The organism is Pseudomonas sp. BN411, from assembly GCF_029871235.1.
Taxonomy (GTDB): domain Bacteria; phylum Pseudomonadota; class Gammaproteobacteria; order Pseudomonadales; family Pseudomonadaceae; genus Metapseudomonas.
Map to the genome: position 1 here is coordinate 172,743 of NZ_SSOM01000073.1, position 24,917 is coordinate 197,659.

Here is a 24,917-nt window from a genome sequence, read left to right on the forward strand (position 1 = left end):
GCCCTCACTGCGGCAGCAGGCTTTCGCCGGCGTAAAGGTCTTCGATCGTTTCGCGGCGGCGCACCTCGAAGGCTTGCTCGCCATCCACCAGCACCTCGGCGGCGCGGCCGCGGGTGTTGTAGTTGGAGCTCATCACGAAACCGTAGGCGCCGGCGGAGCGAATCGCCAGCAGGTCGCCCTCGGCGAGCACCAGATTGCGCTCGCGGGCGAGGAAGTCGCCTGTCTCGCAGATCGGGCCAACCAGGTCGTAGGTGCGCTCGGCGCCGCTGTGCGGTTGCACTGGCACCACGTCCATCCAGGCCTCGTAGAGCGCCGGACGGATCAGGTCATTCATGGCCGCGTCGATCACGGCGAAATCCTTTTGTTCTGTGTGCTTGAGGTATTCGACCTGGGTCAGCAGCACGCCGGCATTGGCGACGATGGAGCGACCGGGCTCGAACAGCAGCTCCAGGTTGCGCCCCTTGATTCGCTGGCGTACGGCCTGGATGTACTCGCCGGGAAGCGGCGGCTGCTCGTCGCGGTAGCGCACGCCAAGACCACCGCCGAGGTCCAGGTGGCGAATCTTGATGCCGCGCTCGTTCAGGCGGTCGATCAGGGCCAGCAGGCGGTCGAGGGCATCGAGGAAGGGCTCCAGGCTGGTGAGCTGGGAACCGATGTGGCAGTCGACACCGATCACGTCGAGGTTCGGCAGGCTGGCGGCCTGGACATAGACGGCTTCGGCTTCGTCTATGGAAATGCCGAACTTGTTTTCCTTCAGGCCGGTGGCGATGTACGGATGGGTGCCGGCATCCACGTCCGGGTTGACCCGCAGGGATACGGGCGCCTTCATCTCCATGGCCGCAGCCACGTTCTGCAGGCGCTCCAGCTCATTGCGCGACTCGACGTTGAAGCAGTGCACACCGGCTTCCAGGGCGCGGCGCATGTCGTCGCGGCTCTTGCCGACGCCGGAGAAAACGATGCGCGAGGCGTCGCCGCCTGCGGCCAGCACGCGCTCCAGCTCACCGCTGGAAACGATGTCGAAACCTGCACCCAGACGGGCCAGCAGGTTCAGCACGCCAAGGTTGGAATTGGCCTTGACCGCGTAGCAGACCATGCCCGCATTGCCGGCCAGGGCATCGGCATAAGCCTTGTAGCCGGCCTCGATGGCTGCGCGGGAATAGACATAGGTGGGCGTGCCGAAGCGAGCGGCGATATCGGACAGCGCTACGCCTTCCGCGAACAGCTCGCCGTCGCGGTACGTGAAAGCGTCCATGACTGCTCCCCCGATCAGCGGATGTACACGTCTTTCTGGTGTTCTTTCGCTGCTTTTTCGTCGTCAGGCATGTAGAGCGGGCCTTTCTGGCCGCAGCCGGCCAGCAGGCAGGCGACGGCGAGCAGCGCGACGAAGGGGGCGTGGAGTCGCTTCATGACGGAATCCTTGCAGAAAACGTGAATTGTTCCGGAGTATACCGACCCCCCGACGCCTTGCCTATTCAGTGAAATTCCCGTCCGGCGTGGCCTGCGGGCCTGTGCGGAGCTAGCATTGGCGGCTTGAAAAGGAGCTCTCATGGACAACGCCGCAACCCTCGCCGGCTCGGTCTCGGTCGCCTATCTGCAAGGCCTGGTGGAGCGCATCGAACAGTTCGGTGTGGCCCCTGCCGAGCTGCTTGGCCATGTCCAGCTGACTCCTGCGATTCTCACCCAGCGCGACCAGCGCATCGCTGCCAGTGCCTACCTCGAGCTGCTGGGCCATGCTGCGCGGTTGTCCGGCGATCCTTACCTAGGCCTGCACCTGGGCGAAGCGGTGCGCCCAGGCCACTACGGGGTGCTGGGTTTCCTGCTGATGAGTTGCGCGACCCTGGCCGACGCCCTGCATCGCCAGGCGCGCTATGCGGCGCTGGTGGGCAACCTGGGCCGCGTCGAACTGGCCGACGAGCCGCCCCGCGAAGGCCTGGAGCCCCAGGTGGCGCACAGTTGGGAATCCATGTTGCCGCAGCAACGTGCCCTGCTGGCGGAAGAAACCCTTTCCGGCTGGGTGACCTTCGGCCGCTGGATCACCGGGTTGGACATTCCGCCCACCGAGGTGCGCTTCCAGCATCCGGCGCCAGCGGACACCACGGAGTACCAGCGGATATTCCGTTGCCCGGTGCTGTTCGGTCAGACGGACAACGCGCTGGTCTTTCCCAAGCGCCTGCTGGCCACGCCCCTCGGTCAGGCCGATGCCGATGTCCGCCGGCTGTTCGACGACTACGCCGAGCGCCTGCTCGGCGAGCTGCGCCAGGGCCACAGCGTGCTGGACCGCGCCCGTGAACTGCTGGCCGCACAGCTGTCCGCCGAAGGGCCGGACCTGGAGCGCCTGGCCGAGGCTCTGGCGTTGAGCCCGCGTACCTTGCAGCGCCGCCTGCGCGAGGCCGGGTTATCCTTCAGCCAGTTGGTGGACGAGACGCGCCAGCAACTGGTGCTGCACTATTTGCGCGACCCCGCCCTTGAGTTGGCCGATATCGCCTTCCTGGTCGGATTCAGCGAGCCCGGCTCCCTGGGCCGCGCCTTTCGCCGCTGGACCGGACAGAGCCTGGGTGACTACCGTCGCCCTTCACCCCCATTAATGCCCTGAGGTAGACCCTGATGAGTTTGAGCGAAGCCCAGTTCCACGATCTGGTGGACGAAGTCCAGGAACGCGTGGAAGACGTGTTCGACGACAGCGACCTGGACCTGGACCTGGAAAACAGCGGCGGCGTCCTGACCGTGCGCTTCGAGAACGGCAGCCAGCTGATCTTCAGCCGCCAGGAGCCGCTGCGCCAGCTCTGGGTGGCGGCGCGTTCGGGGGGATTCCACTTCGACTACGACAAGGCCAGCGGTCGCTGGATCTGCGACAGCAGCGAAGAGCCCCTGGGCGAGCTGCTCAACCGCGTGACCCGCGAGCAGGCGGGCGAAGACATTGAGTTCGACGAACTCTGACAGCGCGCCTTCGGCACGCTACCCGTCGCCATGCATCCGACGCTGTTGTCTGGACGACAGCGACGTGTGCGTAGGTTGTGGCCGTACCCTGGCGGAAATCTGCGAGTGGAACGGGGCCAGCGACCAACGGCGCCGCGAAATCTGCGCTTCCGCCCAGCAAAGACGGCGGTCCGCGCCGGGCTGACCGGGCGGTCTTGCCAATTGCAGGCGGCCTGACGTACTGTCGGGCTTCCGGACAAGTTGCCCGGCCAGACAGAATCTGAAACCCCGCCTTCGGGCGGGGTTTTGCTTTTTTCGTAACCTGCAAAGGAGTCGCGCGTTCGCCATGAACACCCACCCGTCCATCACCATTACCCGTCTCGACCTGCAACGCCTGGAGCGCCTGCTCGACAGCCTGGAGGAGTTCGGCCCCGCCGCCGAGGCGCTGGAACGCGAGCTGGCTCGCGCCCAGGTGGTTGGCCACGAGGAGGTTCCGCCGGGCGTCGTCACCATGAATTCCCGCGTGCATTGCCGTGAGGAAAGCAGTGGCAAGGACTACCACCTGACCCTGGTCTACCCGGAAGACGCGGGTGGCGAAGGCAAGGTATCCATCCTCGCCCCGGTAGGCAGCGCACTGCTCGGGCTGTCCGTCGGCCAGCACATCGACTGGCCGGTGCCCGGCGGCAAGACCCTCAAGCTGACGCTGCTGGCCGTCGAGTACCAGCCCGAAGCAGCTGGCGAATACGCGCGCTGATTCAGCTTCTGCTGCGTTTTCGGGCTGAACTGTTGTAGGGGCGATTTCAATCGCCAAGCGGACCGCAGGTTCGCCCTCTGTGGTTCACATGGGGGCAGCTTCGCCGCCCTTGGCGAATAAATTCGCCCCCCACAAGCCCCATTTCTCCGGGCCCGGTTCGGGGCTGTAGGTTGGGCTGAGCTTTGCGAAGCCCAACGTTGCCAGTTGATTCCGGTCGTTGGGCTTCGTGGGCTCAGCCACAACCTACGACAGGACCTCGCCCTGCATTTAGCTTTCTCGCAATGCGCGGTTCAGCCTTTCTTCCAGTTCAACCTTGTAGCGCAGGTAGTGCACCGTCTGCGCCTGGCCCCTGCCCGGAACCCGCGACAGGTCGAGGTCGGTGATGTAGCAGGGGTAGCGTTCCGGTTCGCGGCGCTGGGCGAGGATATGCCGGGCCACGGCGGCGAACAGGCCGGCACCGTATTCCAGCTCGGAGAACTCCCGGTGGTTGCAGTAGAGGGTCACATGCACCTGTCCCTGCTCGGCCGGCTCGACGATGGCCTGCACGTCGTAGAACGGATGGCTGACCGCTGCTGACGGCGCTGCGCGGCGCTCCAGCTGGCGGCCTTGACGCACCACCTCGTAATAGAAGATTTCCGGTGTCGGCACGGCCATGGGGTTGTCCAGCGGCAGCAGGGCATTGCGCCGGTAGAGCAACGACTGCAGGAAACGGTGCAGCGGTGTCAGCAGGCTCTGTTCATCGCGGAATGGCAGGCGCTGGCGCCACAGGGCGTTGTGTTCGTCCAGCAGGCTGATTTCGGCGATCTCACCAACCTGGCGATAGAACACCTGGATGCAGTTCGGCCGGCCCAGGGGCAGGATGACCGCCAGGTCCTGATCCTCCAGCGCATGTCGGTCCAGCTGCAACGGGCTGTAGCCCGGCAGGTCGCGGCCGAGGTGTTCCACCAGGGCCGGCAGGTCGGTGAGGCTCGCGTGGCTGACCTGGCCCGGTTCCAGTTGCAGCACATGGAAGCGCTGCTGCACCTGCAGCAGGAAGCGCGGTACTCCGGCAGCACCGAGCAGCTCCTGGGCGTCGTCGAACAGCTCCTGCACCCGCTGGCCGATGGCCTGGGCACGGTTGCGGCAGAAGCAGCGCACCCGCAGGCCGGGCCGTTCGCCGCTGGCAGGCAGGCTGTTGAGGTAGTCACGCAGGCAGGCGAGCAGGGCATCCGGGCCGTCGTAGCGGCTGACCAGCATCTCGTTCCAGCTGTTCAGGATGACCTGATCGATGGTCACCACCAGATTCTCGCGCACCCCGGAGTAGCCCAGGGCGTCGGTACGTTCGGTGGTCATGTGGAGGTTCTTCTGGCTGTGCTGCTTCAGCGGGTCGACCCCGACATTCACCAGCAGCAGCACTTCCGACGGAACTCCCGCGCGCAACAGGGCGTTCTCATCCACCTGCCCCAGTGGCTGGGGGAACGTTTGCTGCAGGCTGGCCAGCAGGTTGGACAGCTCTTGTTCGGTCAGGTCGCTGGTGCCCGGATGCAGGGAAAGGCGGGTGCCGGCATCGATCACGCCGTTGCGGTGGCACCAGGCGAGCAGGGGAATCAGTTCGCGGCTGCGCTTGAGCGGCGCGAAGTCCCGCCACTCGAGGGTATTCAGGCTGCCGGAGAACAGCGCCCATTGGGTCTCGCCCCCGGCGTCCGGGCTGGGGCATTGCACCAGGGTCAGTGTGTCTTCGGCGATGTCCGGGGCGATCCCCGGGTTGATGAACTCGACCTTGCCCGCCTTGCGTTCGAAGGCGGCGTAGAGGCGCCGTCCGAGCACGCCCAGATCGCGACTGCTGAGGGTTCCGATGGCTTGTTCGTTGCGTGCGAACTGGGACAGGAAGCGATAGCTGTAGGTGAGTTCATTGACCAGCGCGCGACGCTCGGCCAGCACCTGGCGCACCTTCCATTGGCTACGGCTGTCCAGCATCGCCAGTTGTCGAGGCTGCCAGTGCCACTCGGCAGTCAGACGCTCCAGCAACAACCGCTGCCAGCTCTTGCTGCGGTTGCGCGGCGGCCGGCTGAGCTTCTTGTTCACCTTGAGGTAAAGGCAGCGGCGAATCAGTTCCAGCCGCTCGGTCTCGTTGCGCTCACGCAGGTACTCCTCCAGGCGGCGGTAAACCACCATGTAAGGGTCCAGCTCATCCAGGTCCAGGCGGTTGGCGTAGACCGCTTCCTTGAAGCGCAACGACAGGCAGGCCACTCGCGGGTGCTCGCTGGCGTAGACCTCGGTGAGCAGCAGCTTGAGTACGGACTTGTAGGGAGACTCGATGCCCTTGTACAGCTGCCACATGCTGGCGCCGATGAACTCGCCAGGGGGAATGTGCGCCAGGTGGCCAAGGTCGAGAACTTCCTCGGCACGGATGAAACGCTTGGACAGCAGCGTGCTGGTGTATTCGGCGTAGCGTGCTTCCTCGTACACCGGCACCAGCCACCAGAGCGGGGTGCGCCCGGCGAGCCAGATGGCGGTGCGATAGAACTCGTCCAGCAGCAGGTAATGCTGGGTGGTGCCGCAGTCGTCGGAGGTCAGCCGCGTTTCGCGGTCGCCCTGGGTGAAGCGCGCCGGGTCGATCAGGAAGAAGTGCGCCTCGGCACCCTGGCCGGCCGCCCACTCTTCCAGGGCCGTGCATTTGCGCTGCAGCTCGGCGATGGCGGCGGCATCCAGTTCCGGGGCGTGGCAGACCCAGATGTCCATGTCGCTCTGTTCGGCTTGGGCGATGGTGCCCAGGCTGCCCATCAGGAACAGGCCGTGGATGGGCGTCGGCTGCGGACCGCGTCGCGCCTTGTAGGCGAAGGAGCGGGTCAGCCGCTGGGCTTCGGCCAGCAGGTCGTCATCAGGCTCGAAGGCGGAGAGCCCGGCAGGTGTGGTGCCGGATACGTAGCCGGGAAGCAGCGGGTGATTGACGTGGAACAGCAACGGCAACAGCTTCAGGACCAGCTGCTGGCGGGTGGACAGGGCCTGCATGGCACGATCCAGGCGGCCGTCGTTGATTTTGAGGAAGCGGGCGCGCAGCTGCGCGAGGACCTTGCGGTCGATGCCGTCGTCGATGTCCGGGCGGATTTCCTGGGTGCGCGTCATGCTCTGTTCATGTCCCGATGCTGAAGGCTTGCCGGCGGCCTTTACCGCCGGCAAGCCTCCGCATTGTATCGCCCGTTATGTTGCCGACTTGAGCGGCGGCGTCAGGCGGGCTGGGGCACGAGGATGGTGCGCAGGGCCTGGACGTGTTCGGCTGCATCCAGTCCGAGGCTGGTCAGGTAGCCACCGTCGGGCTGGGTGATCAGGCCTTTCTGGTGCAATCGCATGACTGCGGCCTGTGCTTTGGGGTTGGCGTTGTTGTGAACCTTCAGGCCTTCCTGGGAGTTGTCCAGGTTGAACAGGGCCAGCAGTTCGAATTCCGCAATGAGTTCGGGGGTGAAGACCATGGTCGCTCCTAGTTCTTGTTGTACTGCAAAGGCCGGCGATGGCCGGCCGGAATCTGGAGTTTGTGGAGTGTAGGCGAGGTCAGGCCTGATCTTCGGGCAGGTCCGGCAGTGCCCGCAAGGCCCTTTCGTACCATTCGGTGTCAAAGGGGCGGTCCGCCGCGAGCATGGCGTCGATTTCGTGGGCCAGGACCAGGGCCATCAGCTGGAGGATTTCCTCGCGCTCATAACCCACCAGGGTCAGCTTGTTGAAGGTGGCGCGAGCGGCAGGCGGTTCGCCGGCCTCGATCTGGTTCTCGATGGCCTGGGTCAGGGTGGCCTCGGCGAAGGCCTCTTCACCGTCATCAATGTCGTCGGTCATGGCGATGTCCTGTCGTCGGGGGAAACCGGGCGGCGTGGGCTGCCGCCCGGAGAGCTGTCAGCGGGTGGCCAGCAGGTCCTTGCCACGCTGGACGGCAGCGCGGACCTGGTTCGGAGCGGTGCCACCGATGTGGTCACGGGCGTTGACCGAACCTTCCAGGGTCAGCACGGCGAAGACGTCGTCGCCGATCTGGTCGCTGAACTGGCGCAGTTCGACGAGGCTCATTTCGGCCAGGTCCTTGCCGGTGTCCACGCCGTACTTCACCGCGTGGCCGACGATCTCGTGGCAGTCACGGAAGGGCAGGCCCTTGCGCACCAGGTAGTCGGCGAGGTCGGTGGCGGTGGAGAAGCCGCGACGGGCCGCTTCGCGCATGATTTCGCGCTTGGGCTTGATCGCCGGAACCATGTCGGCGAAGGCGCGCAGGCTGTCGCGCAGGGTATCGGCGGCGTCGAACAGCGGTTCCTTGTCTTCCTGGTTGTCCTTGTTATAGGCCAGCGGCTGGCCCTTCATCAGGGTCAGCAGGCCGGTGAGGGCGCCGAACACCCGGCCGGACTTGCCGCGTACCAGCTCGGGCACGTCGGGGTTCTTCTTCTGCGGCATGATCGAGGAGCCGGTGCAGAAGCGGTCGGGCAGGTCGATGAACTGGAACTGGGCGCTGGTCCAGAGCACGAGCTCTTCGGAGAAGCGCGACAGGTGCATCATCGCCAGGGAGGCGGCGGCGCAGAATTCGATGGCGAAGTCACGGTCGGACACACCGTCCAGGGAGTTGCCGCCAACGGCGTCGAAGCCGAGCAGCTGGCAGGTGATCTCGCGCTGGATCGGGTAGGTGGTGCCGGCCAGGGCGGCCGAGCCCAGCGGCATGCGGTTGACCCGCTTGCGGCAGTCCACCAGGCGCTCGTGGTCGCGGCTGAGCATTTCGAACCAGGCCAGCAGGTGGTGGCCGAAGGTCACAGGTTGGGCGGTCTGCAGGTGGGTGAAGCCGGGCATGATGGTGTCGGCTTCCGCTTCGGCCAGACCCAGCAGGCCCTGCTGCAGGCGGGTGATTTCGCCGAGGATGGTGTCGATTTCGTCGCGCAGCCACAGGCGGATGTCGGTGGCGACCTGGTCGTTGCGCGAACGGCCGGTGTGCAGTTTCTTGCCGGTGACGCCGATGCGGTCGGTCAGACGCGCTTCGATGTTCATGTGCACGTCTTCCAGGTCCACGCGCCAGTCGAAGCTGCCGGCCTCGATCTCGCCCTGGATCTGCTTCAGGCCGTCGATGATGGCGTCGCGCTCGGCGTCGCTGAGCACGCCGACCTGTGCCAGCATGGTGGCATGGGCGATCGAGCCCATGATGTCGTGGCGGTACAGGCGCTTGTCGAAGTCTACGGACGCGGTGAAACGGGCGACGAAGGCGTCGACGGGCTCGCTGAAGCGGCCACCCCAGGACTGGTTGGTCTTGTCGGTGCTCATGGGTTCACTCGGTGCGGAAGGTGAAAGAAAGCCGATGGGCCGGAAAATACCGTCGATAATAACAGTGTTGCCGGAAAAACCGGCGCGGCCTGTCCGGTCGGGGGTTGGGCAGTTTGCCGCTGCCTTCACGGAATTTCCGTGGGTTTGATGGTTCAGTACAGGCTTTTGCCCGGCGACCCCGGCTGGTCGCTCGCCGGGCCATTGGGGATATGTCCGGGATGCCAAAGCGCCTGAAAAAGAAAGCGCGTTCCAAAACCGCCAACGACGATTTCTTCCTGCCGGAGTTGTGCCTGCCCGAGGCTTTGCTCGGACTGGTGCTGCTGGCCGAACTGCTGGTGTTGGTGCTGGTGCTGGCCGAGCCCATGCTGCCCAGTTTCAACTGGGTGCGCCTGGCTCTGACCTCCCTTTTCGTGCAGTGGATCGTCCTGCTCTCGGCGGCGGTGTTGTGCCAGCTCAGACCATTGCTGGCGCGCATGCGGGCGGCCCTGGCAGGAAGCCTGTGCTGCGCCCTGGTGGTGGGCCTGACCCTGGCCGGCACCGCGGTGGCCGACTACTTCGACCTCGGCGGACCGCTGCCGCGCAATGGCGAGGTCAACCTTTACCTGCGCCATGGACTGATCAGCCTGATCATGTCGGCGCTGCTGCTGCGCTACTTCTATCTGCAGAGCCAGTGGCGCAAGCAGCAGCAGGCCGAGCTCAAGGCACGCATCGAATCCCTGCAGGCGCGCATCCGCCCGCACTTCCTGTTCAACAGCCTGAACAGCATCGCGAGCCTGGTGGTGATCGATCCAGACAAGGCCGAGCAGGCCGTACTCGACCTCTCCGACATATTCCGTGCCAGCCTGGCCAAGCCCGGCACCCTGGTCGACTGGGGCGAGGAAGTGGAATTGGCGAAACGATATCTCTCGATCGAGCAATATCGTCTCGGAGACCGGCTACAGTTGGATTGGCAGGTGAATGAAGTACCGGACGATCTACCCATCCCCCAATTGACGCTGCAGCCGTTGCTGGAGAATGCCCTGATCCATGGCATCCAGCCGCGCATCGAAGGGGGGCTGGTAAAGATCGAAGCGGATTATCGCGATGGCATGTTCCGCCTCTGCGTGAGCAACCCTTACGAAGAGGTCCAGGGGCAGTCGCCATCGCGTGGAACCCAGCAGGCTCTACGCAATATCGACGCGCGCCTGACGGCACTTTTCGGGCCGCGGGCAAGTCTCAGCGTGGAGCGCCGTGACGGCCGCCACTTCACCTGTCTACGCTATCCTTGTGCGAGACTCACGCAGGAAGCCCGTGCGATATGAATGTCCTGATCGTCGACGATGAACCCCTAGCCCGCGAGCGCCTCAGCCGACTGGTCGGCGACCTCGAGGGGTACCGAGTACTGGAGCCTGCCGCCAGCAATGGCGAGGAGGCGCTCACCTTGATCGACAGCCTCAAGCCGGATGTCGTTCTGCTCGACATTCGAATGCCAGGCCTGGACGGGTTGCAGGTGGCCGCCAAGCTCTGTGAACGCGAAGCGCCGCCGGCGGTGATCTTCTGCACGGCACACGACGAATTCGCCCTGGAGGCCTTTCAGGTCAGTGCCGTGGGCTACCTGGTCAAACCCGTGCGCTCCGAGTCCCTGGCCGAGGCGCTGAAGAAGGCCGAGCGACCCAACCGTGTGCAACTCGCTGCGCTGACCCGCCCTGCTGCGGTCAGCGGGAGCGGTCCCCGAAGTCACATCAGCGCCCGGACCCGGAAAGGCATCGAGCTGATCCCCCTGGATCAGGTGATCTTCTTCATCGCCGACCACAAGTACGTGACCCTGCGTCATGAACATGGCGAGGTGCTGCTGGATGAGCCCCTCAAGGCGCTGGAAGACGAGTTCGGCGACCGTTTCGTGCGCATCCACCGCAACGCCCTGGTGGCCCGCGAGCGAATCGAGCGGCTGCAGCGCACTCCGTTGGGCCACTTCCAGCTCTACCTCAAGGGTATGAACGGGGAGGCCCTGACCGTCAGCCGCCGCCATGTGGCCGGTGTGCGGAAACTGATGAACAACCTGTAGCGGGCCGTCAGTCGGCTCGTTCCGTTTCGGCTGCGTTTCTTCGACAAACCGTGTCGCTGCGCGACATCCCCCCGCGCCCTGGCAATGCGCGGGCCTGTTATGATTCCGGGCATTACCGTTTCCGGAAATGATCATGTCCCGCGAGATCCGCATCGCCACCCGCAAGAGTGCCCTGGCCCTGTGGCAGGCCGAATTCGTCAAAGCCCGTCTTGAAGAAGCGCACCCTGGCATCAGGGTCAGCCTGGTGCCCATGGTGAGCAAGGGCGACAAGCTGCTCGACGCGCCGCTGGCGAAGATCGGCGGCAAGGGCCTGTTCGTGAAGGAGCTGGAAACCGCCCTGCTGGAGAACGAGGCCGACATCGCCGTGCACTCCATGAAGGACGTGCCCATGGACTTCCCCGAAGGTCTCGGCCTGTATTGCATCTGCGAGCGTGAAGACCCGCGCGACGCCTTCGTCTCCAATCGCTTCGACAGCCTCGACGCCCTGCCGGCCGGCAGCGTGGTCGGCACCTCCAGCCTGCGTCGCCAGGCCCAGCTCCTGGCCCGTCGGCCGGACCTGAAGATCCAGTTCCTGCGTGGCAACGTGAATACCCGTCTGGCCAAGCTGGATGCCGGTGAGTACGACGCCATCATCCTCGCCGCCGCCGGCCTGATCCGCCTGGGTTTCGAGGACCGCATCCGTTCCTCCATCAGCGTCGAGGACAGCCTGCCGGCCGGTGGCCAGGGTGCCGTGGGCATCGAGTGCCGCACCGCGGACAGCGAAATCCATGCCCTGCTGGCGCCCCTGCATCACCAGGCGACTGCCCTGCGCGTCACCGCCGAGCGCGCCCTGAACAAGCACCTGAATGGTGGTTGCCAGGTGCCCATCGCCTGCTACGCGATCCTCGAAGGCGACCAGCTCTGGCTGCGCGGCCTGGTCGGTGAGCCCAACGGCGGCAAGCTGCTGCGTGCCGAAGCCCGTGCCGCCTCCGCCGATGCCGAAGCGCTGGGCGTGAAGGTCGCCGATGAGCTGCTGGAACAGGGCGCCGGTGACATCCTCAAGGCCGTCTACGGCGAGGCCGGTCACCCGTGACGGGTTGGCGGTTGCTGCTGACGCGTCCCGCCGAGGAGTGCGAGGCCCTGGCCGCGACCCTGGCCGAGCAGCAGGTGTTCAGCAGCAGCCTGCCGTTGCTGGCCATCGAACCCATCGAGGAAACGCCCGAGCAGCGTGGCGTCATCCTTGAACTCGATCGCTACTGCGCGGTGGTGGTGGTCAGCAAGCCGGCGGCGCGTCTCGGCCTCGAGCTGCTTGATCGCTACTGGCCGCAACCGCCTGCCGATCAGCGCTGGTTCAGCGTTGGCGCGGCCACCGGTGCCCTGCTCGAAGCGTACGGCCTGCCGACGGCCTGGCCAGCGGACGGTGACGATAGCGAGGCCTTGCTGACGCTGCCGCAACTGGCCGAAGCGCTTTCCATACCCGACCCCAGGCTGCTGATCATGCGTGGCGAAGGTGGCCGAGAATTCCTCGCCGAGCGCTTGCGCGGCCAAGGCGTCGCGGTCGACTATCTGGAACTCTATCGGCGCTGCCTGCCGGACTACCCGGCCGGCACCCTGGCGCGCCGCGTTGAGTCGGAACGCCTGAATGGTCTGGTGGTCAGCAGTGGTCAGGGCCTGGAGAACCTCCAGCGCCTGGCGGGCGACGCCTGGTCCGAGTTGGCCCGCCTGACCCTGTTCGTACCCAGCCCGCGTGTGGCCGAGCAGGCCGCAGAGGCGGGCGTGAAGAATGTTGTGGATTGTCGTGGCGCCAGTGCCGCGGCCTTGCTGGCGGCGCTCAGGCAGTATCCGGCGCCGGCCCACTGATGCGAAGGATGGATACGTGAGCGAAGCAGAAGCCCCGAACCAAGAGCAACACACCGTAGCCGCCGAACCCGTAACCCCTGCCAGCGCCACGCCTGCTCCTCGGGGCAATGGCCTGGCGCTGTTCGCCCTGCTGCTGGGTGCCGCCGGCATCGCCGTGGGCAGCTGGGGTCTCTGGCAGGTGCGAACCCTGGATAGCCGCGACCAGCAACAACTGAGCATGGTCGAGGATGCCCGTGGCCAGACCCGCGCCCTGGCCCAGCGCGAACAGCAACTCACCCAACGCCTGGAAGAACTGCCCAGCGCTGCCGAGCTGGACGAGCGTCGCCGTCTGCTGGTGGACCTGCAGGGCGATCAGCAACAGCTGCGCCAGCGTTTGGAAACCATCCTGGGCGCCAGCCGCAAGGACTGGCGCCTGGCCGAGGCGGAGCACCTGCTGCGCCTGGCCAGCCTGCGGCTCTCCGCGCTGCAGGATATCCACAGTGCGAGCGCCCTGGTGCAGGCCGCCGATGACATCCTTCGCGAGCAGGACGATCCCGGCGCCTATGCCGCTCGCGAGCAGCTGGCGAAGAGCCTTGCCGCCCTGCGCAGCACCGAGCAGCCGGATCGTACCGGCCTGTTCCTCCAGCTCGGCGCGCTGCGTGAGCAGGCGGCCCAGCTCAACCCGCTGGTGCCGTCCTTCGAGGACAAAGGCGGTGTGCTGATGGACATGGCCGCCGAAGGCGACGGTGGCAGCGCCTGGGCCGAGTGGCTGGAGAAATTCTCGCACTACTTCCGCATCCAACTGGACGCCAGCCAGGACATCAAGCCGCTGTTGGCCGGGCAGAGCCTGTCCCAGGTCCGCCTCGCCCTGTCGCTGGCCCTGGAGCAGGCGCAATGGGGTGCGCTGCACGGGCAGACCCAGGTCTATCAGCAGTCCCTGCGTCAGGCCCGTGAGGTACTGAGCGGCCACTTCAACGAAGAGAATCCGGATAGCCGCGCGCTGCTCGCCCGCCTCGACGAACTTGCCGGTCAGCCGGTGGAGGTCCAGGCGCCTGATCTCGCACCGGCACTGAGCGCCCTGCAGGCCTACCTGCAGCGCACTCCGGGTGCGACTGCTGAGGAATCCGAGGCGCCGGCCGCCGCCGAGCCGGCCAAGGAGGCCGGCCAATGAAACGCCTGCTCAAGGTCCTGCTGATCCTCGCGGTAATCGGTGCCGCTGCCACCCTCATCGGCATGGCCGTCGCCCAGCACAAGGGCTACGTGCTCGTGGCCTACAAGGGTTTCCGTTACGAGTCCACCCTCTGGGCGACCCTGGCGCTGCTGGCGGCCCTCTGGCTGCTGTTCATCGTCCTGCGCTACCTGCTGCGGCTGGTGGCGGTGTCCGGCGGCGTGGTCAATCCCTGGTCGCGGCGCAATGCCCGGCGTCGCGCGCGGCTGGCCTCCGAACAGGGGCTGCTGGATCTCGCCGAAGGCCGCTGGGCTCGCGCGCTGCGCCACCTCAAACGCGCTGCCGAGGGTGATCCGCAGCCACTGATCTATTACCTGGGTGCGGCCCGTGCTGCGCAGAAGATCGGCCAGATCGAAGAGGCCGAGCAACTGTTGGAACGTGCGCTGGAGCGTCAGCCCCAGGCCGAGCTGGCTATCGCCCTGGCCCATGCCGAGTTGCAACTGGACCGTGGCGATTCGGTAGCCGCGCTGGAAACCCTCAAGGCCGTGCACGAGCGTCATCCGCGTCACCATCAGGTGCTGCGTCAATTGCTCCATGTGCATGAGGTGCGGGGTGACTGGGCAGCTCTGGTTGGCCTGCTGCCGACCTTGCGCAAGGAGAAGGCCCTGCTGGAGGGCCAACTGGCCGAGCTCGAGTTGCGTGTCTGGAGCGCCCGCTTGCATCAGGCCGGCGAAGAAGGGCTGAACGAAGGCGAAACCGCCCTGCAGCCCCTGACTCGCGCCTGGCAGCAGTTGTCGTCAGCCCAGCGCAATGAGCCTCGCCTGGTGCTGGCTTTTGCCGAACAACTGCGCCGTCTGGGTGCCGAGGAAGAAGCCGAGGAGTCCGTACGTGGCGCCATCAAGCGCGGCTACGATGAAGCCCTGGTGCGTTTCTACGGCCTGCTGCGTGGTCGCGACCCGGCCCGTCAGCTGCAGACGGCCGAGGGCTGGTTGAAGGAGCATGCCGGTGACAGTGCGCTGTTGCTCACCCTTGGCCGCCTGTGCCTGCGCAATCGCCTCTGGGGCAAGGCGCGGGAGTACTTCGAGAGCAGCCTGAGCTTCCGGCGTGACCCTGAAACCTGTGCCGAACTCGCCCGTCTGCTGGCGCAGATGGGGGAAGTGGAGCGCAGCAACCAGTTGTTCCAGGAAGGCCTCGGTTTGCTCGACCAGCGTCTGCCGGCCTTGCCCTTGCCGGCAGAGAAAATCGCCTGATGCAGAAAGGCCCGGGAAGTCCCGGGCCTTTTTCGTTGCGCCACTGCGGGGTCACTTCCCTACGTAGTCGATGCGGTAGACAGCCCCGGCATAGTCATCGCTCACCAGCAGCGCGCCGTCTGGCGTCACCAGCACGTCTGCCGGACGTCCCCAGACATCGCCATCTTCGAGCCAGCCCTCGGCGAACACGCTCTGGCGTTTCAGGCTGCCGTCCGGGTTGAGCTCGACCCGCTTGATCCGGTAGCCGATCTTCTCGCTGCGGTTCCACGAGCCGTGCTCGGCGATGAACAGGTTGTTGCGGTATTCCGCGGGGAATTGTTCACCGGTGTAGAAGCGCACTCCGAGCGGCGCCACGTGCGGCCCCAGCTTCGCCACGGGGGCGACGAACTCGCTGCAGGGACGCTGGGAGAATGTCGGGTCGGCTACATCGTCGGCATGGCAGTAGGGAAAGCCGAAATGCTGACCGACATTTTCCAGGCGATTCAGCTCGCAGTCGGGCACGTCGTCCCCCATCAGGTCGCGACCGTTGTCGGTGAACCAGAGCTCGCCTGTCTGCGGGTGCCAGTCGAATCCCACTGTATTGCGCACACCGCGCGCCACCAACTCCATGCCGCTGCCATCGGCGTTCATGCGGTGGATGGCGGCATAGATGTCGGGGTCTTCCGCGCAGGCGTTGCAAGGCGCTCCTGTCGGCACGTAAAGCTTGCCGTCGGGACCGAAGGCGATGAACTTCCAGCCATGATGGGTTTCCCGTGGCAGGTCGGTGTACACAACCTCTGGTTTGGGTGGCGAATCCAGCCGCGACTCTATGCCGCGCAGGCGCAGAATCCGACTGACCGCGGAGACGTAAAGGTCACCTCCTTTGTAGGCCACTCCAACCGGAAGCTGTAGGCCGCTGGCGACAGTGCGAACCTTGCCGCTGGCGGGGTCCAGCGCATAGACGGCACCTGCCGCGTTGCTGCCGACGAAGAGCGTGCCGCGCTCACCCCAGGTCATTTCCCGGGCATCGGGCACCTGGTCGCTTACCAGCGTGATGCGAAACCCCTCGGGCAACCGGATACGCTCCAGGGGCAACGCGGCGTTGGCTACTCCGGACAGCAGGAGCAGGGCAAGCATGAGTAGCCGACACATGGCGGTGTTCTCCGGATAGGCAACCTCATCCAGCCTAGTCGGTCGCCTTGAAAGCCCAAGGCGCTTTCCACTACCGTAACGCCCTTCCTGATAACCCAACGGAGCCGCCATGTCCCTGGCAAGCCCGCGTTCACTCTTCCTGTTCGCATTCCTCGGTTGCGTTGCCGTCATGGGCGGCGCGCTATACCTCGAACACGCCCTGGGTCTCGAACCCTGTCCGCTGTGCATCGTCCAGCGCGTCTTCATCATCGCCTTCGGCATCGTCTGCCTGATCGCGGCAATCCATGGCCCCGAGCGCACCGGGCGGCGTGTCTACGCCGTGCTGGCGTTGCTCTTCTCTGCAGGTGGCGCGGGTTTCGCCGGACGCCAGATCTGGTTGCAGAGCGTGCCGGCGGACCAGTTGCCCGCCTGCCTGCCGAGCTTCGACTACATGATCGAGGCGTGGCCCTTCCTGCAAATCGTCAAGACCATGCTCCATGGCACCGCCGACTGTGCGGCAGTGACCTGGACTCTCTTCGGCATGAGCATTCCCGAATGGAGCCTGCTGGCCTTCGCCGGCTGCATCCTGTTCTCGCTCTATCAGCTGCTGCGCCGCGCTTGAACCCTCAGGGCGCATGGCTTGCCATGCGCCCTGCCGCTGCACTTTCCCGCCGTTTTCCTGCCCTTCGTTCACTGCGCCAATTCGCCGCCTGGGCCAAACGGCTCCGGCCAGACGGGCCGTGGCCTGTCGTTTAAACGCTCGTATGAATTTATTCTTACCAGCGCCTTGATGGCACTGCCCGGCGGGCATAATCTGGCCCGCACGCGCCGCCGGAATATTGCCGTTTTGGTGGTGTCTTCCCAAGATCTTGCACCGGTCGACAAAAAACCGTCTCGGAGCGGACGTATAACGGCATTACCGAATTAGGGAAGTGAGGTCGTCACCATGCTCGAAAGTTGCCAGAACGCTCAGGAACGTTGGGGTGGCGTGCACCAGCTGATCGACCGCTGGCTGCAGGAGCGCCATGAGCTGGTCCGCGTATACAGCTCGCTGAGCGAAAAACCACAAGCCCCCAGCGCCAACGCAGAAGGGCTGCAAAGGTTCTGTGAGGTCCTGCTGGACTATGTTTCTGCAGGGCACTTCGAGGTCTACGAGCAATTGCTCAATGAGGCGAAAGCGTTTGGCGACCAACGCGGCCTCGACCTCGCCAAGCAAATCTATCCTCGCATCGAAGCCATCACCGAAGTCGCGCTGGCCTTCAACGACCGTTGCGACAATGGTGATTGCCGTGATCTCTGCCTGACTAGCGAATTGAAGAATCTCGGGCAGCTGCTTCACGAACGCTTCGAGCTGGAAGACTGCCTGATCGAAGTGCTGCACAACGCCCATCAGGGCCAGGCCTCGCAACCGGCCTGATCACTGTCCTGACGGCGCTGGAATCAGGGTATTGAGCCTCGCTGGAAACCTGATTCCAGAGCCATTGCGGCATTGTGTGGCTGTCGGTGCAAAGAGGGTTTTCCGACCTCGCGGGTCCAGGTCTGGATCGCACTCGTGAGACCTTGCACCGGCGATCAGTCGCAAGGCCCTGGCGGGCGGAATTGCGCGGCCTCTGGCGACTCGCGAAACAGGCGACTAGTATGGGCCAAATAACGCCCGCCAGGAGGCATACCATGTCGGCCAAGAAGAAGCCCGTAAGCACCCCGCTGCACCTGTTGCATCAGCTTTCCCACAGCCTGCTCGAACACCTCGAAAAAGCCTGCGCCCAAGCTTCGGTCGACGCTGAAAAGCTGCTGACCAAACTGGAGAAGCAGCGTGGCAAGAGCCAGGAAAAACTGCACGCCGCTCGTACCAAGCTGCAGGATTCCGCCAAGGCCGGCAAAGCCAAGGCGCAAGCCAAGGCCAAGGCCAACATCGGTGAACTCGAAGCGCTGCTCGAGACCCTGAAGAATCGTCAGGCCGAAACCCGTACCTACATCGCCCAGCTCAAGCGTGACTCCCAGGAGAGCCTGAAGCTCGCCCAGGGCGTGGGCAAAGTGCGTGAGGCCGCCAGCAAGGCGCTGACCTCCCGCGAAGCCAAGCCCGCTGTGGCCAAGGCTGCCGCGAAGCCGGCTGCGAAACCGGCTGCCAGAGCTGCGGCCAAGCCTGCCGCGAAACCGGCTGCCAAGCCTGTTGCCAAGGTTGCTGCAGCCAAGGCTGCCGCGAAGCCCGCTGCCAAGGTTGCTGCCAAGCCTGCCGCCAAAGTTGCAGCCAAGCCCGCCGCGAAGCCTGTTGCTAGATCCGCCGCTGCCAAGCCCGCTGCGAAACCGGCTGCCGCCAAACCTGCTGCTGCTGCGAAGCCCGCAGCCAAACCGGCTGCCAAGGTCGCCGCGAAGCCTGCTGCCAAAGCCGCAGCCAAGCCTGCTGCGAAGCCGGCTGCAAAATCCGCTGCTGCCAAGCCGGCTGCTAAACCGGCTGCCGCGAAACCCGCCGCTGCCGCCAAGCCTGCCGCGAAGCCCGCAGCCAAACCGGCTGCGAAACCAGCTGCGAAACCAGCTGCCAAGGCCGCCGCGAAGCCTGCTGCCAAACCTGCAGCCAAGCCAGCAGTAGCGGCCAAGCCTGCAGCTGCCGCCAAGCCCGCTGCGAAGAAACCGGCAGCCAAGCCGGCAGTGAAGAAGGCCGCTCCGGCCAAACCCGCTGCCGCGAAGCCCGCCGCTCCGGCTCCGGTCGCCAAGCCTGCCGCCGCTACCCCGGCTGCCGCTGTTGCTCCGGCCGTTCCTGCCGCCGCACCGGTCGCCAGCGTGGCTCCGGTCAGCAGCAATGGTGCCGCTCCGACTTCGCCGTCGAACTAAAGCGCCAGGGCCGCGGCGCGCAAAACATCGAGCGCGTCGCGGTCCGCTGCTTCCAGCACTGGGCAGCAGCCCAGCAGCCAGTTTTCCACCTGCTCCATCCCGCCTTCCGCCCAACCATCCGCGGCACTCTCCAGACGAGCCAGCAGCTTGCGTTCGGCTTCCAGTTCCAGCGCCTTGATCTGTTCCCGCAAACCGGCCAGCGCCGGGTCGTCCTGAGCCTGGGCGCGCCAGTTCTGACGTAGTGCGCGCAACGGCTTCACCACCCCTTCCTGCCACGGCTCGCAAACGCGCAGCAGAGTGTCCAAGCGCGAAGCGTCGAAGGCAGCGCCGCGTCGTCCCAGCCAGCAGGCCGTGAGCAACAGACAGACATCGCCACCGCCGTCCTGTAGATGCAGGCAGGCCTGCTCGACACCGGGTTCGGTGTACAGGCGCAGGGCGAAAGTCCACAGGTCTGAAGGCATGGTGCTCCTCGGGCGGCAGGGCGACGAAGCTGATAAACTCCGCCGCCATCATGATCCGACTGCAAAATCTCACTCTACAGCGTGGTCCGCAGCGCCTGCTAGAAGGCGCTGAACTGACCCTGCACGCCGGCCAGAAGGTCGGCCTAATCGGCGCCAACGGTGCCGGCAAATCCAGTCTGTTCGCTCTTTTGCGAGGCGAGCTTGGGCCCGATGCCGGCGATTGCCTGCTGCCCGCCGATTGGCGCATCGCCCACATGCGCCAGGAAGTGGACAACCTGGAACGCCTGGCCGTGGACTACGTGCTCGACGGTGACCAGCACCTGCGCCGGGTACAGCGCGAGCTGGCCGCTGCAGAAGCGGGCCACGACGGCACCGCCATCGCCCGCCTGCACATCGAACTGGACAGCGCCGATGGCTACACGGCCGACGCCCGTGCGCGCAAGCTGCTAGCCGGCCTCGGCTTCTCCCCGGAGCAGATGGACCGACGCGTCGGCGACTTCTCCGGCGGCTGGCGGATGCGCCTGAACCTTGCCCAGGCGCTGATGTGCCCCTCCGAGCTACTGCTGCTCGACGAGCCCACCAACCACCTCGACCTCGACGCCATCCTCTGGCTCGAAGAGTGGCTCAAGGGCTACCCGGGCACCTTGCTGCTGATTTCCCACGACCGTGATTTCCTCGATGCGGTCGTCGACAACGTCGCGCATCTCGAACTGCAAAAGCTGACGCTGTACCGCGGCGGCTACTCGGCCTTCGAACGCACTCGTGCGGAACGCCTGGCGCAGCAGCAACAGGCGTACGAGAAGCAGCAGGCGCAACGTGCGCACATGGAAAAGTACATCGCCCGCTTCAAGGCGCAGGCGACCAAGGCCCGTCAGGCGCAGAGCCGGATCAAGGCGCTGGAGCGCCTGGAAGAACTGGCGCCGGCCCATGTGGACTCACCGTTCGACTTCAGCTTCCGCGAGGCCGACAAGATTTCCAGCCCATTGCTGGACCTGTCCGAAGGCCGTCTCGGCTACGGCGACAAGACGGTGCTTCAGCAGGTCAAGCTGCAGCTCGCACCGGGTGCGCGCATCGGCTTGCTGGGCCCCAACGGCGCGGGCAAGTCGACCCTGATCAAGACCCTGTCCGGCGACCTCGATCCCCTCGGTGGCCGCCTCGCCCGTGGCGAGAATCTCGCCATCGGCTACTTCGCCCAGCATCAGCTCGATGCGCTCGATCCCAAGGCCAGCCCGCTGCTGCACCTGCAGCGCATGGCTCCCACCGAGCGCGAGCAGACCCTGCGCGACTTCCTCGGCGGCTTCGACTTCCGTGGTGATCGCTGCGACGAGGCGGTGACCAACTTCTCCGGCGGCGAGAAGGCGCGCTTGGCCCTGGCGTTGATCGCCTGGCAGAAGCCCAACCTGCTGCTGCTGGACGAACCGACCAACCACCTCGACCTGGAAATGCGCCTGGCCCTGACCATGGCCCTGCAAGACTTCGCCGGCGCCGTGCTGGTGGTGTCCCACGATCGCCACCTGCTCAAGAGCACCACGGACGAGTTCCTGCTCGTGGCCGATGGTCGCGTGCAGAGCTTCGACGGTGACCTCGACGACTATGCCCGCTGGCTGGTGGATTTCCGTGCGCGCCAGGCGCCTGTGTCCAGCGCACCGGTGAACCCGGACAAGACCGACAAGCGTGCCCAGCGTCAGGCGGCCGCAGCCCTGCGCCAGCAATTGGCTCCGCACAAGAAGGAAGCCGACAAGCTCGAGAAGGAGCTGGGCAAGGTCCACGAGCAACTGGCCGCCGTCGAGGAACGCTTGGGCGATTCCGCGCTTTACGATGCGGCGCGCAAGGACGAACTGCGTGACCTGCTGGCCGATCAGGCGCGCCTGAAAGGCCGCGAGGCCGAACTGGAAGAAGCCTGGCTCCTCGCCCTGGAAACCCTGGAGGAGCTGCAGCGGCAACTGGAGGCCGCGGACTGATGGATGACCTGCAACTCCTGATGGCCTGGAGCGAGCCGCTGATCCGCGCCGCCCAGGTGCTGCTGATCGTGCTGCTGGCCTGGCTGGTGCAGCGCATCGTCACCCGCGGCATCACCCGCCTCGGGACGCATTATCCACAACTGCCTCCGGAACTGATGCTGCCGCTGCGCGGCCTCTTGCGCTGGATGATCCTCGGCAGCGCCTTCATGCTGGTGCTGGAGCGCTTCGGTGTGTCGGCCGAGGTGCTCTGGACCGCCCTGACTGGTTTCGCCGCCGTGGCCGCGGTGGCGTTCTTCGCGATCTGGAGCGTGCTCTCCAACATGTTCTGCGCGGTGCTGATTTTCTCCCTCGGGCCGTTCCGCATGGGCGACAAGGTGGAAGTAGTGGAAAGCGCCGACAAGCCGGGCGTGAAGGGCAGGGTGGTCGCCATCAACCTGTTCTACACCACCCTCGAAGACCTCAGCGAAGACAACGCCGGCGCCATGGTGCAGGTGCCCAACAGCCTGTTCTTCCAGAAAGCGGTGCGCCGCTGGCGCTGACGGTACTGTGCAGTGCCCTGGCGAAGGGGTAGGCTCTGCGGCCTGCCCCTTTTTCGTTTTCGAGGTATCTGCCATGGCGCTCCAGACCTGGCTCGCTTTCCTGGTTGCCTGCTGGGTGATCAGCCTTTCACCGGGTGCCGGTGCCATTGCCTCCATGTCCTCCGGGCTGCAGTACGGTTTCCTGCGCGGCTACTGGAACGCCCTCGGCCTGCAGATCGGCCTGGCCCTGCAGATCGCCATCGTTGCCGCCGGTGTCGGTGCGATCCTCGCCACCTCCGCCCTGGCCTTCAGCCTGATCAAGTGGTTCGGCGTGGTCTACCTGGTCTATCTCGCAGTCAAGCAGTGGAAGGCTCTGCCCAGCGACATGGCCGACAACTCCGCCGAGCGTCCCATCGGCCGCCCGCTGACCCTGGTGTTGCGCGGCTTCCTGGTGAATTTCAGCAACCCCAAGGCGATCGTTTTCATGCTCGCCGTCCTGCCGCAGTTCATCGATCCCCACGCGCCGCTGGTGGAGCAATACCTGGTGATGGGCGTGACCATGATTACCGTCGACCTGATCGTCATGGCCGGCTACACCGGTCTCGCCGCCCGCGTCCTGCGCCTGCTGCGTACGCCGCGCCAGCAGCGCGTGATGAACCGCAGCTTCGCCGCCCTGTTCGTAGGTGCGGCAGCGCTGCTGGCCACCGTCCGCCGCGCACCGGTGTGATCCCGGAGCCGGCGCCGCCGGCTCTATTCCGTCGGAATTCTTCTTCCTCCGATCTGCTTCCAGCATTCATCAATTGACCTGAAGGCCAGTATTCATGAGGCCTTCAGGGATTCCTTGCGACAAACCGCCGCAATCCGGGTGGACATCCGGGGTTGAGCTGAATCGTTAGGACGGTAACAATTCGTTTCCCCATTCTCATTTGAGATTGACTCATGTTCCCCATTCCGAGATTGCTCAGCTGGCTCGTGATGCCGCTGATGCTGGTCTGCAGCTTCGGCCTGATGGCCGACCAGACCGAAGGCGCCGCCCAGGCCCTGCACCTGCTCAGTTACATCGGTGCCGACTACCCGGCCACCGTGGTCGATGGCAAGGTCATCGACGCCAGCGAATACCGCGAACAAATCGAATTCCTCGGCGCCCTGCAGGCGCTGATCGTTGCCCTGCCGGCCCGTGACGGGCAGAAGGAACTGGAGCAGGGCGTCGCCAGCCTGCACCAGGCCGTCGAAGGCAAGCAGGATGGCGCCAGCGTGGCCCGTCAGGCCCGCCAGTTGGCCACCCGGCTCGCGGCGACCTACGAGGTCAGCCAGGCCCCGCTCATCACGCCCGACCCCGCCCGTGGCGCGCCGCTCTATGCCCAGCATTGCAGCGTCTGCCATGGCGACACCGGCGCTGGCGATGGCCCGGCGGGCATGGGCCTGGAGCCGCCGCCGGCCAATCTGCGCGACCAGGCGCGGATGGACCGGATGAGCCTCTACGACCTCTACAACACCCTGGGCCTGGGCGTGGAAGGCACCGACATGCCGGCCTTCGCCGACCAACTGGACGACCGTCAGCGTTGGGACCTGGCCAGCTACATCGCCGGCTTCAGCGCCGACCCGTCGGTGAAGGGCGAGGCCATCTCCCTTGGTGAGCTGGCCGGCCGCACGCCGGAAGAAGTGGGTACCAGCCAGGGCACTGCTGTCCAGGCGCTGTTCCGTGCTCAGCGCGCCCAGCCGCCGATCCAGCAGCGCGGGCCCAAGGAGCTGATCGCCCATACCCGTTCCACCCTGGAGCAGAGCCTCAAGGCCTATCGCGACGGCGACGCCGATCAGGCCTATGACCTCTCGGTGGCGGCCTACCTGGAAGGTTTCGAGCTGGTGGAAAGCTCGCTCGACAACCTCGATGCCGTGCAGCGCAAGACCACCGAGCGTGCGCTGATGGCGTACCGGCAGGCCCTGCAGGATCGCCAGTCGGTCGGTCAGGTCGCGCAATTGCTGGAGCACGCCAAGGCCGAGCTGGAAAAGTCCGCCGAGCTCCTGGGCGGAGACGGCCTGAGTGGCTCGCTGAGCTTCATCTCCAGCCTGCTCATCCTGCTGCGTGAAGGTCTTGAAGCCATCCTCGTGCTGGCCGCGATCCTCGCCTTCCTGCGCAAGACCGGCCAGGAGAATGCGGTGCGCGGCGTACACCTCGGCTGGGGCCTGGCCATTGTGGCCGGCTTCGCCACCTGGGCTGTGGCGGCGTTCCTGATCGACGTCGGCGGTGCCCAGCGCGAGCTGATGGAAGGTTTCACCGCGCTGTTCGCTTGCGTGATGGTGCTCTGGCTCGGCGTGTGGATGCACGACCGCCGCCACGCTGCCGCCTGGCAGAGCTACATCAAGGAACACCTGCTGAGCAGCAGTGGCCGTTTCGGCTTTGCCACCCTCGCGTTCTTCTCGGTGTACCGCGAGCTGTTCGAAGTGATCCTCTTCTACGAAACCCTGTGGCTGCAGGCCGGTCCGGCTGGTCATGGCATGGTCATCGCCGGCGCGGTCACCGCTCTGGTGCTGTTGGTGGGGCTGGCCTGGGTGATCCTGCGCGGCTCGGCGAAGCTGCCGCTGGGCACTTTCTTCACCGCCAATGCCATCCTGCTCTGCGCCCTGTCGGTGGTGTTCGCCGGCCATGGTGTGGCGGCACTGCAGGAAGCTGGCGTACTGGGTACTCGTCCCGTGCCGTTCTTCGAGTTCGACTGGCTGGGCATCCATCCCGATGCCTACACGCTGTCGGCCCAGGGCCTGGCGCTGCTGGCCATCGCAGCGCTCTACGGGCGCAGCTGGTTGCGCGAGCGCAACGCGGCGCAAGCCTGA

At 65.6% G+C, this 24,917-nt stretch carries 25 protein-coding genes; 17 read left to right on the plus strand and 8 right to left on the minus strand.

Annotation, left to right across the window (positions count from 1 at the left end):
* Positions 1–4 precede the first annotated feature (4 nt).
* On the minus strand, positions 5–1,252 hold the full coding sequence (gene lysA, locus E8F06_RS18855; protein ID WP_280369983.1) for a diaminopimelate decarboxylase: 1,248 nt from the start codon (positions 1,250–1,252) through the stop codon (positions 5–7).
* Positions 1,253–1,266: 14 nt separating this feature from the next.
* Complete coding sequence (locus E8F06_RS18860; protein ID WP_003457568.1) at positions 1,267–1,407, minus strand: lipoprotein; 141 nt, start codon at positions 1,405–1,407, stop codon at positions 1,267–1,269.
* Between the two features lie 139 nt (positions 1,408–1,546).
* Here E8F06_RS18860 and E8F06_RS18865 point away from each other — a divergent pair, with 139 nt between their 5' ends.
* From E8F06_RS18865 to rnk, 4 genes are all read left to right on the plus strand, one after another.
* Entirely contained in the window at positions 1,547–2,593 is a 1,047-nt protein-coding gene (locus tag E8F06_RS18865) for an AraC family transcriptional regulator (RefSeq protein ID WP_280369985.1), read from the plus strand.
* Positions 2,594–2,601: 8 nt separating this feature from the next.
* The gene (gene cyaY / locus E8F06_RS18870; RefSeq protein WP_280370620.1) at positions 2,602–2,937 is read left to right on the plus strand and encodes an iron donor protein CyaY; all 336 of its coding nucleotides are present in this window, start codon (positions 2,602–2,604) and stop codon (positions 2,935–2,937) included.
* The gene (locus tag E8F06_RS18875; RefSeq protein ID WP_280369987.1) at positions 2,918–3,121 is read left to right on the plus strand and encodes a DUF1289 domain-containing protein; all 204 of its coding nucleotides are present in this window, start codon (positions 2,918–2,920) and stop codon (positions 3,119–3,121) included. Before cyaY ends, E8F06_RS18875 begins: the two co-directional genes overlap by 20 nt.
* A gap of 141 nt (positions 3,122–3,262) precedes the next feature.
* Entirely contained in the window at positions 3,263–3,670 is a 408-nt protein-coding gene (rnk, locus tag E8F06_RS18880; protein ID WP_190829291.1) for a nucleoside diphosphate kinase regulator, read from the plus strand.
* A 267-nt stretch (positions 3,671–3,937) separates the two neighbouring features.
* Here the strand turns inward: rnk and E8F06_RS18885 are convergent, their stop codons facing one another.
* The 4 genes from E8F06_RS18885 to argH all read right to left on the minus strand — a co-directional run bounded on the left by E8F06_RS18885 (position 3,938) and on the right by argH (position 8,929).
* Positions 3,938–6,775, minus strand: coding sequence for a class I adenylate cyclase (locus E8F06_RS18885; protein WP_280369990.1), 2,838 nt, complete (start codon positions 6,773–6,775; stop codon positions 3,938–3,940).
* A 101-nt stretch (positions 6,776–6,876) separates the two neighbouring features.
* On the minus strand, positions 6,877–7,119 hold the full coding sequence (locus tag E8F06_RS18890; RefSeq protein WP_280369992.1) for a TIGR02647 family protein: 243 nt from the start codon (positions 7,117–7,119) through the stop codon (positions 6,877–6,879).
* Positions 7,120–7,198: 79 nt separating this feature from the next.
* Positions 7,199–7,477, minus strand: coding sequence for a hypothetical protein (locus E8F06_RS18895; protein ID WP_190829297.1), 279 nt, complete (start codon positions 7,475–7,477; stop codon positions 7,199–7,201).
* A gap of 57 nt (positions 7,478–7,534) precedes the next feature.
* Positions 7,535–8,929: an argininosuccinate lyase gene (gene argH, locus E8F06_RS18900; RefSeq protein WP_280369995.1), complete on the minus strand. Its 1,395-nt coding sequence runs from the start codon at positions 8,927–8,929 to the stop codon at positions 7,535–7,537.
* A 218-nt stretch (positions 8,930–9,147) separates the two neighbouring features.
* On the opposite strand from argH, the gene E8F06_RS18905 reads away from it, so the two are divergent.
* The 6 genes from E8F06_RS18905 to E8F06_RS18930 all read left to right on the plus strand — a co-directional run bounded on the left by E8F06_RS18905 (position 9,148) and on the right by E8F06_RS18930 (position 15,209).
* On the plus strand, positions 9,148–10,230 hold the full coding sequence (locus tag E8F06_RS18905; RefSeq protein ID WP_280369997.1) for a sensor histidine kinase: 1,083 nt from the start codon (positions 9,148–9,150) through the stop codon (positions 10,228–10,230).
* Complete coding sequence (locus tag E8F06_RS18910; protein ID WP_077525576.1) at positions 10,227–10,973, plus strand: LytTR family DNA-binding domain-containing protein; 747 nt, start codon at positions 10,227–10,229, stop codon at positions 10,971–10,973. The genes E8F06_RS18905 and E8F06_RS18910 overlap by 4 nt, the downstream gene beginning before the upstream one ends.
* Before the next feature lie 130 nt (positions 10,974–11,103).
* Positions 11,104–12,045: a hydroxymethylbilane synthase gene (hemC, locus tag E8F06_RS18915; RefSeq protein ID WP_280370622.1), complete on the plus strand. Its 942-nt coding sequence runs from the start codon at positions 11,104–11,106 to the stop codon at positions 12,043–12,045.
* Positions 12,042–12,812: a uroporphyrinogen-III synthase gene (locus E8F06_RS18920; protein WP_280369999.1), complete on the plus strand. Its 771-nt coding sequence runs from the start codon at positions 12,042–12,044 to the stop codon at positions 12,810–12,812. The genes hemC and E8F06_RS18920 overlap by 4 nt, the downstream gene beginning before the upstream one ends.
* Positions 12,813–12,828: 16 nt before the next feature.
* A complete protein-coding gene (locus E8F06_RS18925; RefSeq protein ID WP_280370001.1) occupies positions 12,829–13,962 on the plus strand; it encodes a uroporphyrinogen-III C-methyltransferase in 1,134 nt (377 codons plus the stop codon).
* Complete coding sequence (locus tag E8F06_RS18930) at positions 13,959–15,209, plus strand: heme biosynthesis HemY N-terminal domain-containing protein (RefSeq protein WP_280370003.1); 1,251 nt, start codon at positions 13,959–13,961, stop codon at positions 15,207–15,209. Before E8F06_RS18925 ends, E8F06_RS18930 begins: the two co-directional genes overlap by 4 nt.
* A gap of 51 nt (positions 15,210–15,260) precedes the next feature.
* Here the strand turns inward: E8F06_RS18930 and E8F06_RS18935 are convergent, their stop codons facing one another.
* On the minus strand, positions 15,261–16,340 hold the full coding sequence (locus E8F06_RS18935) for a PQQ-dependent sugar dehydrogenase (protein ID WP_280370005.1): 1,080 nt from the start codon (positions 16,338–16,340) through the stop codon (positions 15,261–15,263).
* Positions 16,341–16,449: 109 nt separating this feature from the next.
* Here E8F06_RS18935 and E8F06_RS18940 point away from each other — a divergent pair, with 109 nt between their 5' ends.
* The 3 genes from E8F06_RS18940 to E8F06_RS18950 all read left to right on the plus strand — a co-directional run bounded on the left by E8F06_RS18940 (position 16,450) and on the right by E8F06_RS18950 (position 19,148).
* The gene (locus E8F06_RS18940; protein WP_280370007.1) at positions 16,450–16,941 is read left to right on the plus strand and encodes a disulfide bond formation protein B; all 492 of its coding nucleotides are present in this window, start codon (positions 16,450–16,452) and stop codon (positions 16,939–16,941) included.
* Between the two features lie 324 nt (positions 16,942–17,265).
* Complete coding sequence (rsd, locus tag E8F06_RS18945; RefSeq protein ID WP_190829311.1) at positions 17,266–17,736, plus strand: sigma D regulator; 471 nt, start codon at positions 17,266–17,268, stop codon at positions 17,734–17,736.
* Between the two features lie 254 nt (positions 17,737–17,990).
* Complete coding sequence (locus E8F06_RS18950; protein WP_280370010.1) at positions 17,991–19,148, plus strand: AlgP family protein; 1,158 nt, start codon at positions 17,991–17,993, stop codon at positions 19,146–19,148.
* Here E8F06_RS18950 and E8F06_RS18955 read toward each other — a convergent pair.
* On the minus strand, positions 19,145–19,609 hold the full coding sequence (locus tag E8F06_RS18955; protein ID WP_280370012.1) for a TIGR02444 family protein: 465 nt from the start codon (positions 19,607–19,609) through the stop codon (positions 19,145–19,147). The genes E8F06_RS18950 and E8F06_RS18955 overlap by 4 nt on opposite strands.
* A gap of 50 nt (positions 19,610–19,659) precedes the next feature.
* Here E8F06_RS18955 and E8F06_RS18960 point away from each other — a divergent pair, with 50 nt between their 5' ends.
* From E8F06_RS18960 to E8F06_RS18975, 4 genes are all read left to right on the plus strand, one after another.
* On the plus strand, positions 19,660–21,570 hold the full coding sequence (locus tag E8F06_RS18960) for an ATP-binding cassette domain-containing protein (protein ID WP_280370014.1): 1,911 nt from the start codon (positions 19,660–19,662) through the stop codon (positions 21,568–21,570).
* Positions 21,570–22,109 carry a mechanosensitive ion channel family protein gene (locus E8F06_RS18965; RefSeq protein ID WP_280370016.1) on the plus strand — a complete coding sequence of 180 codons (540 nt, stop codon included), beginning with the start codon at positions 21,570–21,572 and terminating at the stop codon, positions 22,107–22,109. The genes E8F06_RS18960 and E8F06_RS18965 overlap by 1 nt, the downstream gene beginning before the upstream one ends.
* 73 nt (positions 22,110–22,182) lie before the next feature.
* Positions 22,183–22,815: a homoserine/homoserine lactone efflux protein gene (gene rhtB, locus E8F06_RS18970; protein WP_280370018.1), complete on the plus strand. Its 633-nt coding sequence runs from the start codon at positions 22,183–22,185 to the stop codon at positions 22,813–22,815.
* Between the two features lie 212 nt (positions 22,816–23,027).
* Entirely contained in the window at positions 23,028–24,917 is a 1,890-nt protein-coding gene (locus E8F06_RS18975; protein ID WP_280370020.1) for an FTR1 family protein, read from the plus strand.